Raw genomic sequence first — 14,493 nt, 5'->3', positions numbered from 1 at the left:
ACACACGACCCCCGCCCTCCCCGCTCGCGTGATCGAGCACGTCCGGAAGTTTGCTATGGTTTTCCACGTCGGAACGGCCACGGCCGAACGGCAGACACCTGGTCCGGGTGGCGGAATGGCAGACGCGCTAGCTTGAGGTGCTAGTGCCCTTTATCGGGCGTGGGGGTTCAAGTCCCCCCTCGGACACGCAGTTACGCACATGACAGGCGCGGGTTGTGACTCAACGGTCACGATCCGCGTTTTCGCGTCATAGGGCACTTGCCGGCCGAGGCTGACATAGAGGGGTGCTTTGCGCTGGGGCTCGGCTGCCTGAAGGCGGTCGGTCATGTCGCCCAGCGCTTTGACCATCTGGCCGACCTCGTGAGGCGGCAGCTGACCGCTCGGAGCGACGGAAAGAGGCCACCGGTGAGCTGGCGGACCCCTCAAGCGAGATCCGGGTCAAGCGGTAGTCGGTCTCGCGGGCCTTCCGGTTCCCGACGGCCATCAGGATTTCGAGGCATATGAAGCACGGAGCGGCGCATCAGGCCATGCCTGTCATGGAACGTGCTCCCATGCTGATTTCCTCTGACGCAGTCTCTCCGGACAGCCGGGGTAGGTCCTGGGTACCTTCCGCGCGGTACGCACGGGACCGTGGAGCATACATCCTGGAGACCTTATGACCCCGGAGATAGAGAATGCCTTCGCCGCCATCAGGAGTGAGCACGGACCGGACTCGATCGCCAGGGTCGAGCAGATGCTGGAGGCGGGCAGGCAGCAACGGCACCCCCTGCAGAAGGGCGCCAAATGGATTTTGCCGGGAATCTCGCAGCAGCCCTGGCACGATCCGTACGGCCATCCCGAAGTGGCGCCGGTTGTGAACGCCTTCGAAGCCCACCATGCCGCCATCAAGCAGGAGTTGGCGGCGGCCTGGGAAGGACGACGAGGTGCGTTCTCGGACTACGAGCATTACCTCACGCGACAGTCGGACTGGCAGGCTCTTTATCTGTACCGTAAGGGCGGGCTGGTGCAGGGGGCGGCCGATGCCGTCCCGACCGCCTTCGCGGTGCTCAAGGAGCATGCCGTCGACACCGGCACCCTGTGCCCCCTGCTGGAGTGCCACTTCTCGACCCTGCTGCCCGGGGCGGCGATCGCTCCGCACTGCGATCTGTGGAACTTCAGCATCAATCTGCACCTGGCGGTGGACGTTCCAGAGGAGTGCGCCATCACCGTCGCCGGGGAGAGGCGGTCCTGGCAGGAGGGTAAGTGCCTGCTGTTCGACTACTCCTTCGAACACGAGGCGTGGAACCGCGGGACCCGCCCGCGCACATGTTTGCTGGTGGACCTGTGGCACCCCGAGACCACGGTTCCGGAACGGAAGGCGCTCGTCGCGCTCATCACCGAGATCCGCAAGCAGATGGGCGAGAGTTGAGCCGACCGGCCCCTTCCGTTTCCGTTGTCACGCCGCCTTCTGTTCGCCGGCAGATGGGCTACCACCGAGCCGGAACCACCACCGCCTCGGAATGAACCAGGCCGGAAGAGCGGAACCAGAGGTCGATGCCGACCCGGTCCCCCGCGTTCGGCTTCGGCGGGTCCAGGACCATGATGCCGACATCGAACGGGGTCAGGCGCACCCGGCTCCGGGCGGGGATGGTGAGGGGGCCGGCGGCCTCCATACGACCCACGCCATCCTTCGAGACGTTCCGGCTGGGCACGGTGACCCTGAGCGAGGTCGAGGAGACGGACTCCAGGAGGTCCTCGCAGGCCCCGGTGTCGCTGATGCCGAAGAACGCCGCGGTCGACTCGGTGCTGAGCGGTACGAAGACACGGCCGTTGGCGACGCTGATCCTCGCCGCGGGATCGCCGGCCGCACCCGTCGCCGTGTAGGCGTCCAGGAGAACGAGGGCCGTCACGCAGGCACCAAGAGGCGCGGCCACGGCACGGGGTGCGCGGACGAGGCGGCGTCAGGAGAGCGCGGAGCCCGTCGTGGAGGTGCCCGGACACAGAGCTCATCGGACTCCCTCCGGTGCGGACGTCGAGCCCTCGCCCGCGGTCCGGGCGGAGCGGCGGGGCTGGTGAGTCGGCCCTGAGGCGCAGGCTGTCGAGGACCACGAGCACCGAGCTGGCGCACATGGCCAGCGCGACGAACACCGGGTTGGGCCAGCCGGTGGCGGCCAGGGGGACAGTGACCGCGTTGTAGCCGAAAGCCCAGGCAAGGCTGGCGCGGATGGTGCCCGGCGTCCGGCGCGTGAGCCGTACGGCCGCGGCCACCGCCTGCGTGTCCTCACGCACCAGGGTGATGTCGGCGGCTCCCGATCGCCGCGTCCGTGCCGCCATCCATCGCGATGCCCAGGCCGGCCGAGGCCAGCGCGGCGGCGTCGTTGACCCCGTCGCCGATGACGGCCACCCTGCGCCCCTCCGGCCGCAGCTCTGCCACGATATCCGCCTTCCCCTCCGGGGTGACGGCGGCGTGGACCTCCTCGATCCCACCTGCTCGGCCACCGCCCGTGGGGCGACCGGGCCGTCACCGGTCACGAGGATCGGCTCGACGCCCAGCTTGCGCAGCTGTCGGACGGCCGCGTCACCGGAGGGACGCAGAGTGTCGCCCGCAGCGAGGACGGCGACGGGGCATCCGTCGACCTCCACGACCACGGCGGTGCACGCCAGGGCAGCGGCACGGTCGAGGGCCTGTTGGAGACCGTCCGGCATGGCACTGCCCGGCCGCGGTCGGCCCACGGCGACCCGGTGTCCGTCGACGCATTCGATGTGCCGCAGCCGCTCCAGGGCCTCCAGGCGGTGGGTGAGTACTCCCAGCTGGGCACCGCGTCCGGTCGCCGCCATGAAGGCGGTCGGCGTGGCCAGGCTGAGCGCACAGGGGCAGGCGACGACGAGCACGGCGACCTCCGCCGTCCCGATCCAGGGCCTACCTCCGCCGGAGTGTTCGCCGGTCACGAGCGACAGGTCCAGGGCGGAGCCGCCCTCGGGTCACGACTCCGTCCGTCGCGATCTTCTCTCCCAGCCGTACCACGAAGTCCTGCCCCGTGCGGAGGCCGGAGGCCGGAATCCGACGGCGGTGGTCAGAGTTTCTCCGCGCGCCGCTGCGGGGTGATCGGCGTAGGTCATGGGTTCACCCGCGCTCCGGCGCCGACAGTACCCATGCCGTGCGTGTCCGACATCCCGGGACCACCGTCTCGCGGGGACCGGGGCGCCTTCCCGTGCGCGCCAGGAGCCACCGGCCCCGCCATACGCCCGACGGCACAGGAGAGCGAGGCCACCACGAGCAGCAGGACGAATCCCAGCAGGGCGGGTGGTACGACGAAACCCCGCTTCCGGGAAACGGGTAACGGCACCAGGACTCCTCCGAGGGTTCAGCGGCGGTCAGCATCTGAAGGCATACCGGAGAGGGTTATGTGGGGTGGACATGTGCCCGGCGGGTGTGAGAAAAAACTTCCCGAGGGCCGGGAACCATGCCACCCGCCCATCCGACTGCCCATAGATAGGCCGGTTCGCGCTTTTGGGAAATCTCGGACTCCGGATTGGCCGGAACAATACCGAAGGCGATATGAACCCCCTACGGAAGGCGCTGGAATCGGCCATCCATGACGAGTTGCCCAGGGATCAAGTAGGCCGAATCTGTGCGTGTAAAACCGTGGCGTCATCGAACGGGGATGTGCGGAGTCGCCACCTGGGCGCAGGGTGTACGGCTGCCGCCGACGGCCAGGAAGGTGCGATCACCTCCGCCTTTCTTCCGGCGCCCTGAGGCATTGAAAGTCTCGTTTTCACTTACTGATCGAATTGTGTGATCGACTCCGGCAATCGGTTGGCGAGCCAGTCCGAAATTGCTTAGACAGTGCTTGTCGAGGCGCGCGGAGTGAGCCACGATCCGGGGGTCGCCGCGACAGGTGGGGTCACGAAACCATCTGAAGACGCCGCGCACCCGCACAGCACGGTTCGCCTCTATTCACCTGCGGTTCCCAGAGGGAGCTAGTTGCGCCATGCCTGCAGTGAAGTCATCGTCCACGCCACCCGGTCAGCGCCTCGGGCTGCCTCTGCTGGTCCTCGCTGCCGCGCAACTGGTCATCTCGCTCGACTACAGCATCGTCTACGTCGCTCTTCCCAGGATCGGCGCGGGGCTGGGGTTCTCCGGTCAGGACCTCCAGTGGGTGGTCAGCGCGTATGTCGTGGCGACCGGAGGGCTGCTGCTCCTCGGCGGCCGGGCCACCGACCTGCTGGGGCGGCGCAGGATGTTCGTTCTGGCGGCCCTGCTGTACGCGGTCTCGTCCCTGGTGGGAGGGTTGTCTGGATCGGCCGGCATCCTGGTCGGCATGCGCGCTGTTCAGGGCGTCGGCGGCGCCTTGCTGTTCCCCGCTGCCCTCTCGCTGATCAACACGCTGTACGAGGAGGGCCCCGACCGGAACCGGGCGTTGGCCGTCTGGGGGGCCGCGGGGGCCGGCGGACTGTGCTTCGGATCCCTGCTCGGTGGGGTGCTCGTCGATGCCTTCGACTGGCCGGCGGTGTTCCTCGTCAACGTGCCGCTGGCCGGCGCTATCGCACTGGCCGGGAGCTTCCTCTTCCCACCTGACGGGGCGGTGAGCGGGTGGCGGGACTTCGACTTGCCGGGTGCCTTGACCGCGACCGCCGGTATCACCCTGCTGGTCTTCGTCCTTGTCCATGCGCCGGAGGCCGGCTGGGGCAGCCGGAGCGTCCTGATGTGCGCGGTGCTCTCGGTGATCTCGCTGGTCCTCTTCGTCTTCGTCGAGACACGGGCCAGAGCACCGCTGACACCCGGACACCTGTTCCGCCATCGCGGCCTGCTCGGCGCCATGGCGCTGACCGCTCTGTTCAGTGCCACGTTCAGCTCACTGCCATACTTCCTGACCCTCTACTTCCAGACGGTCCGCAGCTACGGCGCGCTCGGCACGGGAGTAGCGTTCCTGCTGCCCGCCGTTGTCGTGGCGGTCGGGACGAAGGCCGGCGAGAAAGTCGTCAGCGCCTTCGGCGTACGGGCCGCCCTGCTGGGCGGCATGACTCTGGGCGCGGTCGGCGTCGCGCTGCTCGCCCTCTCGCTCAGCGCCGACGGACTCTACCTCCGTCTGGTGCCCGGAATCGTGCTGCTGAGCCTGGGGCAGGGCGCCACCTGGACGGGCATGTGGATCGCGGCGTCGACCGGCGTACCCGCAGCCGACCAGGGCATCGCGTCCGGACTGGCCTCCACCACGCTGCAGGTGGGCAGCGCCGTGGGGCTGGCCGTTCTGGTCGCCGTCACCGGCACCGGACGCCACGGTCTGACCACCGCCGAGTTACTCGACGGGATCCGTGACGCCGTCCACATCATCGTCGCCGGCATCTGCCTCGGCGCCGTGGCGCTCCTGCCCCTTCGGCGACGCGCCGGCGACTGAAACCGCCCACGCGCCTCACAGCACGGCCCGGCCGCCCCCTTCTGGCCTCGAATCCGCACGCCCAGAAGCACCAAGGAGCCCTTGTGTCCAGCACGCCCACGCACCCGACCCTGTCCGCCGCGCCACCTCCGCCACCCGCGTCTCCGGCCCGGGCCGCAGTCCTGTGCGGGCTGGCGGGCTGGCTGCCTCCGATCCTCGTGACCAACGAGGATCTCTCCCGGCGACTCGACACCAGCGACACCTGGATAAGGACGCGCACGGGAATCGGCCGACGCCACTTCGCCGAACCCGGACAGGCCACCTCCGATCTCGCCGTGGAGGCGGGCCGCCGCGCGCTGCGGTCCGCCGGCGTCGGAGAGGTGGACGCCGTCGTGGTAGCCACGACGACTCCGGACCGCCTCTGCCCCGCCACCGCCCCGCTGGTGGCCGGCAGGCTCGGCCTGACGGGGGCGGCGGCCTTCGACATCAGCGCCGTCTGCACCGGTTTCGTCTACGGGCTGGCCTCGGCCGCGGGCCTGATCACCGCTGGTGTGGCCGAGCGTGTTCTGCTGATAGGCGCGGACACGTACTCCACCATCGTCGATCCGCGGGACCGCACCAACGCGATCATCTTCGGAGACGGAGCCGGAGCCGTGGTCCTGCGCGCCGGGCGCGCCGACGAGCAGGGTGCCGTGGGCCACTTCGACCTCGGCAGCGACGGCGCCGGCGAAGAGCTGATCATGGTTGCGGCCGGCGGTTCACGCCAGCGCTCGACGCCCGGACCGGTGAGCCCACAGGAACGTTACTTCTCCATGTGCGGCAAGCAGGTCTACCGTCACGCGGTCACCCGCATGACGGCCTCCGCGCGCGCCACGCTCACCCTGGCCGACCGCAAGGTCGACGAGATCGACCATTTCGTCCCCCACCAGGCGAACCTGCGCATCCTGCGCACGGTGGCGGACGAACTCGGACTGCCCCCGGAACGGCTGGTGACCAACGTCGAGTCCGTGGGCAACACCGGTGCCGCATCCATTCCGCTCGCCCTGGCCGATGCGGCCACCCGCACCACCCTCCAGCCGGGCGAACGCGTCCTGATCACGGCGTTCGGCGGCGGACTCACCTGGGGGTCATGCCTCCTGACCTGGCCCGCCCTTTCCCGGACCGACCATCCGTACACCATCGGAGGAACCCAGCAGTCATGACATCCACCTACGACCAGCTGGTCGAGATCGTCACCAAGCTGCACAACCCGCCGGCCGACCTGATAAGGCCTGACGTCACCTTCGCGCAACTCGACGTCGACTCGCTGACCTTGGTCGAGATCAGCCTGCGCATCGAAGGCGACCTCGGCATCCGTATCGAGGACAACGAGCTCGAGGAGGACCTCACCCTCGCAGCGACCACCCAGCTCATCGACGCGAAGCTCGCCCAGTAACCGCAACCACACCACAGGGAGCAGGAACATGGAGATCACGGAACGCATCGGCCAGGACATCGGCGCCACCGTCGTGGGCTTCGAGTACGCGACGGCCTCCCAGGCGGACATCGACGCCATCAAGGAGACCGTCTACAACAAGAAGATCGCCGTCCTGAGAGACCAGCACCTGACGCCTCGCCAGCTCCTCGAACTCGCCCAGCGGTTCGGCCGCCCGGAAACCTACTACGAGCCGATGTACAAGCACCCCGAGGTCGAAGAGGTGTTCGTCTCCTCGAACGTGCCGGAGGACGGCAAGCAGATAGGGGTTCCGAAGACCGGGAAGTTCTGGCACGCCGACTACCAGTTCATGCCGGACCCCTTCGGGCTCACCTTCATCCACCCCCAGGTCGTCCCCGAGAAGAACCGGGGAACCTACTTCATCGACATGGGGAAGGCTTACGAGCGACTGTCCGACGACCTGAAGAAGGAGGCGGGCGGGACCTTCTCCCGGCACTCGGTGCGCAAGTACTTCAAGATTCGCCCCTCGGACGTCTACCGGCCGATCTCCGAGATCATCGAGGAGGTCGACACCAAGACCCCGCCGGTGGTGAAGCCCACCACCTTCACCCATCCGATGACCGGTGAAACCGTCCTGTACATCAGCGAGGGCTTCACCATCGGGATCGAGGACGAGCACGGCAAGCCGCTGGAAACGGACTTGCTCCACCGCCTTCTGGACGCGACCGGTCAGCTCGACGACACCTTCAGCCACCCCAACATCCACCTGCAGACCTTCGAGAAGGGCGATCTGCTGCTCTGGGACAACCGCAGCCTCGTCCACCGTGCCCGGCACACCACGACCCCGGAGCCGGCCGTTTCCTTCCGGGTGACCGTGCACGACGAGCGCAAGCTCTACGATGAGACCGCGACCGCATGAGCGAGCAGGCTCCGAAGACAGCGCGTCCGCCGCTACGGCACTACGTCAACGACGAAGAGCTCCTGCCCCAGGTCCTGCGCCCCTACAAGGCGCACTGCAAGTACCTGCAGTCAGCCGTGGTCGGCACCGACTCCGGCTTGGTGACGGCGCGCTGTGAACTGGCGATTCCGGAGTCCTGCTACATCGACGACACCGGTCACCTCAATGCCGTTGAAGTCAACATCAGCTACAACCAGATGATGTACTACACCGTCGCCAAGGCGGTGAAGGAGGGCCTGCTGGAGGCGTTCGCCGACTGGACGCTGGAGGACTACTGGCGGCATCAGCTGCCCGACATCCTCATCGCCCGGTTCAGCGGCAACTACCGACGGGCCATCAACGCCCGATCCTTCTTCGGCGAGCTCACCTTCCTCTCCGTGCAGCGGCGTGCGCCGGGTGGTGAGCCGCTCCTCGTCGCCGACACCTCCTACCGGTACTGGGACGAGGCAGGCGGCCGGTGTGACGGCACGATCAAGCTCGCCTTCGTCAACGTCCCCTGAACCAGCGACCGGCCTCGGCGTGCCGCCGCGCTCGGCGGCACGCCCCCGGAAGACCGAGAGACAGGATCCTCACATGGCCGAACCGTCGACACGGAGGACAGCCGGCGCACGGCTCCACCACCCCGATCTCAGGACCCTGGTCGACACCGCGCGCCTTCACGCCGCACGGCAACCCGACACCACCGCCGTCGTCTGCGAGGGACGCACCCTCACCTACGCGCAGCTGCACGCCGAGAGCAGTCGTGTAGCCCATGCCCTCCACGCCGCCGGAGCCGGCCCCAGAGCCCGGGTCGCCTATCTCGGCAAGGAGTCCGAGCACTACTACGAGATCCTCTTCGGCTGCGCCAAGAGCGAGACCGTCCTCGTACCCATCAACTGGCGGTTGACCGCTCCCGAGGTCAGCCACATCCTCCAGGACTCCGGCAGCGAGGTGCTCTTCCTGGAAGAGGAGTTCGCACCGCTCCTCGACCGGCTGCCGACCGCGCCGCCCAAGACGGTCGTCCGGCTCGGCAGGTCCGACGGCTACGCCGCCTGGAAGGCAGAACACCCCCAGATCGAACCGGCCACCTCGGCCCGCCCCGACACGCCGGTCGCCCAGATCTACACCAGCGGTACCACCGGTCTTCCCAAAGGCGTCGTCCTGGCCCACCGGAGCTTCTTCGCCATCCGCGACGCCCTGGCCGCCGGACAACTCGACTGGATCGACTGGCGTGTCGGCGATGTCGCGCTGGTCGGGATCCCCGGGTTCCACGTCGGCGGACTGTGGTGGGCCACCCAGAACTTCAACGCCGGCACGACGGTGGTGGCGATGCGCGCCTTCGCGTCCTCCGACGCGATCGACCTCATTCGCGAGCAGGGCGTCACCACCGCCTGCGTCGTCCCCGCGATGCTGCGCATGATGCTGGGCGAACCCGGCATCAAGCCGGACGACTTCACCACCCTCCGCAAGATCGTCTACGGCGGGTCGCCGATCTCCGAGAGCCTCCTCGAAGAGAGCCTGGCCATGTTCGGCAGCGAGTTCGCGCAGATCTACGGTTTGACCGAGACCGGCAACACGGCCGTGTGCCTCCCGCCCGCAGACCATATCCCCGGGCATCCCAGGATGAAGGCCGCAGGCCACCCCTACCCGGGAGTGCGGGCCAAGGCCATCGCCGAGGACGGTCGCGAACTGCAGCCGGGCGGCATCGGAGAGATCTGCCTGGCCACCCCGGCCCGCATGGTCGAGTACTGGGGACTGCCTGACAAGACCGCCGAGACCCTCGTCGACGGGTGGATCCACACCGGCGACGCCGGATACATCGACGAGGACGGCTACATCTTCATCCGCGACCGTATCAAGGACGTGATCCTCGTCGGGGGCGAGAACGTCTACCCCGCCGAGATCGAGAACGTCCTGGAGCGCCACCCCGGCGTGGCGGAGGCAGTGATCGTCGGAGCGCCGGACGAACGCTGGGGCGAGGCGGTGCACGCCTTCGTTGTACCCGTCCGCGGACAGCAGCCCACCGCACGGGACATGCACCGGTTCCTCGCGAGCCGCCTGGCCAGTTTCAAACTGCCCGCCCACTACGAGTTCATCGACCATGTTCCGCGCAATCCGAGCGGGAAGATCCTGCGGCGGGAACTGCGAGACCGGTTCTGGAACGACTCCGAACGCAAGGTCAACTGACCCTGCGCCTGCCGCAGAACCCAGCCACCAACGTGCAGCTATCAAGAGAGAACACCATGCCTGAGCCCCTGACGCCGACCGTCTTCCGCGCGGATCTGGCGGAGTTCCTGCACCAGCAACCGGATGATGTCGACCTTGAAGAGAACCCCTTGTCCGCGGGTCTGGACTCGCTGCGCATCGTCACGCTGGTCGAGCGGTGGCGGGCCGCCGGCGCGGACGTGAGCTTCGTGGAACTCGCCGAACGCACCTCTTTCTCCCAGTGGTGGCAGCTGTTGTCCGAACGCCTGGCGGGAGCCGCTCATGGCGACGCCTGACCGCGTCGGCGAGCACCGGCCGCTGCTGGCCGCGCAGGAAGGCACCTGGGCCGGCCACCAGCTCGACCCCGAGAGTCCCGCCTACAACACGGCCGAATACGTACGGATCCACGGAGCGGTGGACCCGACGGCCTTCGAGAAGGCCCTGCGCCACACCGTGGCCGAAGTCGAGGCCGTGAACGTGCGCTTCGTCGTGGACGACAGCGGTCGCCCACGGCAGCTGAGCGTTCCCGACATCGAGTGGGACCCGCACATCGCCGACCTCACCACGGCCGCGGACCCGCGCCGGACCGCCCTCGACTGGATGGCCCGCGACCTGGCCCGCCCCGTCGACCTGGCACGTGGTCCCGTCTTCGGCCACGCCCTGCTGCGCACGGCCCCCGACGAGTACCTCTGGTACCACCGCGTCCACCACATCGCCCTCGACGGATTCGGGCTGTCCCTGGTCGCACGCCGCGTGGCGCAGGTCTACACCGCTCTGGTGGCGGACGAGCCCCTCGGCGAGAGCGGCTTCGGCACCCTGGAGTCGGTGCGGCAGGAGGAGGCCGCCTACCGCGCCTCGGAACGCTTCGCCAAGGACCGCGCGTACTGGACCGAGCGGTTCGCGGACCGGCCGGCGGTGGTCAGCCTCACGGACGGCCAGGCCCTACCGGCCCGCACCTTCCTGCGACGTATCGTCGACCTGGACCCCGAAGAGACGCAGCGGCTGCGCACCGTGGCCCAAGAGCTGTCGGTGACCTGGTCCGATCTACTGCTGGCCGTCACCGCCGCCTACGTCCACCGGATCAGCGGAGCGCCCGAGACCGTCCTCAGCCTGCCCGCCATGGGCCGCCTCGGCTCGGTCTCGCTGCGGGTTCCCTGCATGGTGCGGAACATCCTGCCGCTGCGCGTGGCGATCGACGACCGGGACAGCCTGCGCGACCTGACCGCCAGGGTGTCCGCGGAGCTCCGGGCCGGACTGCCGCACCAGCGCTACCGCTACGAGCAGTTGCGGCGCGACCTCAAACTGCTCGGTGGCCGACGCCGTCTGTCGGGCCCCGGCGTGAACATCATGCCGTTCGAGTACGACCTGAGGTTCGCCGGACACCACAGCACGGTCCACAACGTGTCCGCAGGGCCGGTGGACGATCTGTCGGTCAACGTCTACGACCGCGCCGAGGGAGCCGGCCTGCGGATCGCCGTCGACGCCAACCCCCACCTGTACGACGAGACGGATCTGGCCGAGCACCAACAGGGGCTGCTGACCCTGCTGCGTGAGTCCGTCGCCGGGCCGGATCGGGCCATCGGCCCGCGACGTCTCCAGACGACCGTGCTGGACGGCGGTCCGCTTCCCCGCCCAGCCCGTCCGGTGCTGAACCTCATCGCCGGCCACGCGGCCCGGTCCGGCGGCGTCATCGCCGTGGAGCACGACGGCCGGAGCGTCACCTACGCGGAGCTGTTCGGCTCCGCCCGGGATCTCGCACTTCGGCTCGCCGCGCGGGACATCGGTCCCGGAGCGCTTGTCGCCGTCGCCGTACCGCGCGGTATCGACGCCGTCCGGGCCATCCTCGCTGTGCTGCTGTCCGGCGCCGCGTACTGCCCGCTCGACCCGACCGCACCACACTCGCGGACGAAGGCGCTCCTGGACAGTGCGCAGCCTGCCGTCACCGTGACCACCAGCGCGAACGCCGCCCGCTTCGCCGGGCAGCCCATTCTGCTGCTGGACGCGCCGGACGCCGACCCCGGCATCCGGGCACAACTTCCGCCGTCGGGTGCCTCGGAGGATCTGGCCTACGTCCTCCATACCTCGGGGTCCACCGGCCGCCCGAAGGGCGTGGAGATCACCCACGGCGCGCTGTCCGCCTTCGTCGCCGGTGCCACCCAGCGCTACGGACTGCGCCGTGAGGACCGCGTCCTGCAGTTCGCACCGCTGCACTTCGACGCCAGCGTCGAAGAAATCTTCCTCACCCTGTGCGCGGGTGCCACCCTCGTGGTGCGCACCTCCGACATGACCGATTCGGTACCAGGATTCCTGCACGCCTGCGACCGACTGCGGATCAGCGTCCTCGACCTGCCCACGGCCTACTGGCACGAGCTGGCCTACACCGTCTCCACCGGCACCGCCGCCGCGCTTCCCGCCACGGTGCACACCGTCATCATCGGGGGAGAGGCCGCGCTGCCCGAGCGTGTCCAGCGCTGGCAGGCCACGTTCGGCGCATCGGTGCGGCTGTTCAACACCTACGGCCCGACCGAGGCCACCGTGGTCGCCACCGTCGCCGCCCTCCACGAGACGACCGCCCCCGGAGACGTACCGATCGGGGTGCCGCTGCCCGGCGTGCGGGCCGCCGTCATGGATGGCGAGCTGTACCTCATCGGCGATGCGCTGTCCCGCGGCTACCGCGGCGCCCAGGCGGCGGACAACGCCAGGTTCGCCCCGCTCACCCGACTGCCCGGCAGCCCACGGGCGTTCCGCACCGGTGACCTGGTGCGAGTGGGCGCGGATGGTGGACTGCGATTCCTCGGACGGGCGGACGACGAGTTCAAGATCAGCGGACATCGCGTCCACCCGTCCGAGGTCGAGGCCGCCCTGCTCACCCAGCCGCGCGTCCGCGAAACCGCCGTCGTCGGACAGGTGCTGCCGGACGGTACACGCCGACTGGCCGCCCACGTCGTCGCGGACGCCCCCGCCCCCACCGCCGCCGACGTACGGGAACACCTCCGAGCACTCCTGCCGGCGGCGATGGTCCCGTCCATCGTGCGATTCACCGACCGGCTGCCCCGAACCAGCACCGGGAAAATCGACAGGAACGCCCTGACCGCCCTCACCGAGGAACAGAGTCCCGCGGCCGAGACGACCGGTGGCTCCCTGGAAGAGGCCATCACCCGCCTGTGGGCCCAGTTCCTCGGCGCCGAGCGGATAGGGCCGCACGACGACTTCTTCGACCTCGGCGCCCAGTCACTCCAGGCGATCCAGGTCGCCAACCGGCTCGGCGTCGAACTGGCCCGGGAGGTCCGTGTCGCCTGGCTCTTCGAGCACCCCACGGCCGCCCAGCTCGCGCGCCACCTGGAGCACCGCTCCGACGCGGCACCCGCGACGGCTCTCCTGGACGGCGTCCGCGCCGACGCCACCCTGGAGGAGGACATCCGGCCCGTCGCACCTGCCCGTACTCCGGACGCGCCGCGCACCGTCCTGCTCACGGGGGCCACCGGTTTCGTCGGCCCCCATCTGCTGACCGAACTTCTCGCGGCCACGGACGCCGAGATCATCTGTCCGGTCCGCGCGGCCAGCCCGGCAGAGGCCGCCGACCGGATCCATCAGGCCCTGGCCGACCAGCAGATCCCCCTCCCGGCCTGCGCCGATCGGATCACCGCCGTCCCCGCGGACCTCACCCGCCCGAACCTGGGGCTCGGGGCCGACCGGATGGCCGAACTCGCCGAGACCTGCGACGCCGTCTTCCACAACGCGGCGACGGTCAGCATCATGCGCGAATACGCCAGTCTGCGCGCCGCCAACACCGACTCCACCCGGCAGCTGCTGCGGATGGCGTCGACGCGTTCCATTCCGTTCCACCTCGTATCCACCCTTTCCGTCGCCCCTGCCCGTAGCCAGAGCCCCGAAGTCCCCGAAGCCTTCTTCCCGCCCCACCCCGGGCTCGTCCGGGGCTACCAGCAGTCCAAGTGGGCGTCCGAGCGTCTGGCCGAACAGGCGGCCGAGCGTGGGCTCCCGGTCACCGTGCACCGGCTCGGCCGCGTGGTGGGAGCGCCGGACACCGGCCAGGTGAACCGCCGGGACTTCCTGTGGAGCGTCCTGGCCTCGGGCATCCCGGCCGGCATCGTGCCCGACCTGTTCGAGGCGGAGGTCTGGACTCCCGCGGACTACGTCGCGCGCGCCGTCGTACGACTGTCCCTGACCGGCGCCCCCGGCACGGTCTTCAACCACGCGCCCGTACCCCCGATCCGCCTGGCCGACCTGTACGACTGGGTCCAGGAGTACGGCTACGCCGTCACCCGGATGCCGCTGCCGCGGTGGCGGACGGACCTGCCTCGGTCGGCCGATGTGGCCGCCACGACCGGGGCGTTCTTCGACTCCTTCACCGGCGGGAGCGCCGACGCGACCGGGCCGGACCTGGGGCTGGGGCACGTCAGGGCGGACAACGTGCTGCGCGGTCTGGAAGGCACGGGTATCTCCTGCCCGCCGGCCGATCGCGCCCTGGTATTCCGCTACCTGGACCACTGCGTGAAATCGGGAATCCTGCCGGCTCCCGGCGAACGGCAGCTCTGACTCCT

At 69.3% G+C, this 14,493-nt stretch carries 10 protein-coding genes, 1 tRNA gene and 1 pseudogene; 10 read left to right on the top strand and 2 right to left on the bottom strand.

Translation table 11 applies throughout. From position 1 onward, the window contains the following. Positions 1-101 precede the first annotated feature (101 nt). Positions 102-186, top strand: a tRNA-Leu gene (locus E4099_RS01535). Between the two features lie 469 nt (positions 187-655). Beyond that, positions 656-1,408, top strand: coding sequence for an aspartyl/asparaginyl beta-hydroxylase domain-containing protein (locus E4099_RS01530; RefSeq protein WP_135337047.1), 753 nt, complete (start codon positions 656-658; stop codon positions 1,406-1,408). Between the two features lie 58 nt (positions 1,409-1,466). Here the strand turns inward: E4099_RS01530 and E4099_RS01525 are convergent, their stop codons facing one another. Both E4099_RS01525 and E4099_RS34770 read right to left on the bottom strand, forming a co-directional pair. Further along, positions 1,467-1,889 (bottom strand): copper chaperone PCu(A)C domain-containing protein, encoded by a 423-nt coding sequence (locus tag E4099_RS01525; protein WP_167828258.1) that lies wholly within the window; start codon positions 1,887-1,889, stop codon positions 1,467-1,469. A 130-nt stretch (positions 1,890-2,019) separates the two neighbouring features. After that, positions 2,020-3,040 (bottom strand): annotated as a pseudogene (locus tag E4099_RS34770) (heavy metal translocating P-type ATPase); the annotation flags it as partial. A gap of 931 nt (positions 3,041-3,971) precedes the next feature. Here E4099_RS34770 and E4099_RS01505 point away from each other — a divergent pair. From E4099_RS01505 to E4099_RS01470, 8 genes are all read left to right on the top strand, one after another. Then, positions 3,972-5,375, top strand: a complete 1,404-nt coding sequence (locus E4099_RS01505) for an MFS transporter (protein ID WP_135337044.1) — start codon at positions 3,972-3,974, stop codon at positions 5,373-5,375. 83 nt (positions 5,376-5,458) lie between these two features. Then, positions 5,459-6,556, top strand: coding sequence for a beta-ketoacyl-ACP synthase III (locus tag E4099_RS01500; RefSeq protein WP_386389043.1), 1,098 nt, complete (start codon positions 5,459-5,461; stop codon positions 6,554-6,556). Further along, complete coding sequence (locus E4099_RS01495; protein WP_135337043.1) at positions 6,553-6,789, top strand: acyl carrier protein; 237 nt, start codon at positions 6,553-6,555, stop codon at positions 6,787-6,789. The genes E4099_RS01500 and E4099_RS01495 overlap by 4 nt, the downstream gene beginning before the upstream one ends. 28 nt (positions 6,790-6,817) lie before the next feature. After that, positions 6,818-7,708: a (3R)-3-[(carboxymethyl)amino]fatty acid oxygenase/decarboxylase gene (scoE, locus tag E4099_RS01490; RefSeq protein ID WP_135337042.1), complete on the top strand. Its 891-nt coding sequence runs from the start codon at positions 6,818-6,820 to the stop codon at positions 7,706-7,708. After that, entirely contained in the window at positions 7,705-8,247 is a 543-nt protein-coding gene (gene scoD / locus E4099_RS01485) for a (2E)-enoyl-ACP glycyltransferase (RefSeq protein ID WP_135337041.1), read from the top strand. The genes scoE and scoD overlap by 4 nt, the downstream gene beginning before the upstream one ends. Positions 8,248-8,320: 73 nt before the next feature. After that, on the top strand, positions 8,321-9,913 hold the full coding sequence (locus E4099_RS01480; RefSeq protein ID WP_135337040.1) for a long-chain-fatty-acid--CoA ligase: 1,593 nt from the start codon (positions 8,321-8,323) through the stop codon (positions 9,911-9,913). A 56-nt stretch (positions 9,914-9,969) separates the two neighbouring features. Continuing rightward, on the top strand, positions 9,970-10,227 hold the full coding sequence (locus tag E4099_RS01475) for a phosphopantetheine-binding protein (protein WP_135337039.1): 258 nt from the start codon (positions 9,970-9,972) through the stop codon (positions 10,225-10,227). Then, a complete protein-coding gene (locus tag E4099_RS01470; protein ID WP_135337038.1) occupies positions 10,214-14,488 on the top strand; it encodes a non-ribosomal peptide synthetase in 4,275 nt (1,424 codons plus the stop codon). The genes E4099_RS01475 and E4099_RS01470 overlap by 14 nt, the downstream gene beginning before the upstream one ends. The last annotated feature ends 5 nt before the right edge of the window (positions 14,489-14,493 follow it).

The organism is Streptomyces palmae (assembly GCF_004684805.1).
In the GTDB taxonomy this organism is placed as follows: Bacteria; Actinomycetota; Actinomycetes; order Streptomycetales; family Streptomycetaceae; genus Streptomyces; species Streptomyces palmae.
This window is presented reverse-complemented; position numbering and strand designations above follow the sequence as displayed.

Coding starts and splice junctions, on each gene's coding strand:
- E4099_RS01530 (WP_135337047.1), top strand. CDS start 656: ATGACCCCGGAGATAGAGAATGCCTTCGCCGCCATCAGGAGTGAGCAC.
- E4099_RS01505 (WP_135337044.1), top strand. CDS start 3,972: ATGCCTGCAGTGAAGTCATCGTCCACGCCACCCGGTCAGCGCCTCGGG.
- E4099_RS01495 (WP_135337043.1), top strand. CDS start 6,553: ATGACATCCACCTACGACCAGCTGGTCGAGATCGTCACCAAGCTGCAC.
- scoE (WP_135337042.1), top strand. CDS start 6,818: ATGGAGATCACGGAACGCATCGGCCAGGACATCGGCGCCACCGTCGTG.
- scoD (WP_135337041.1), top strand. CDS start 7,705: ATGAGCGAGCAGGCTCCGAAGACAGCGCGTCCGCCGCTACGGCACTAC.
- E4099_RS01480 (WP_135337040.1), top strand. CDS start 8,321: ATGGCCGAACCGTCGACACGGAGGACAGCCGGCGCACGGCTCCACCAC.
- E4099_RS01475 (WP_135337039.1), top strand. CDS start 9,970: ATGCCTGAGCCCCTGACGCCGACCGTCTTCCGCGCGGATCTGGCGGAG.
- E4099_RS01470 (WP_135337038.1), top strand. CDS start 10,214: ATGGCGACGCCTGACCGCGTCGGCGAGCACCGGCCGCTGCTGGCCGCG.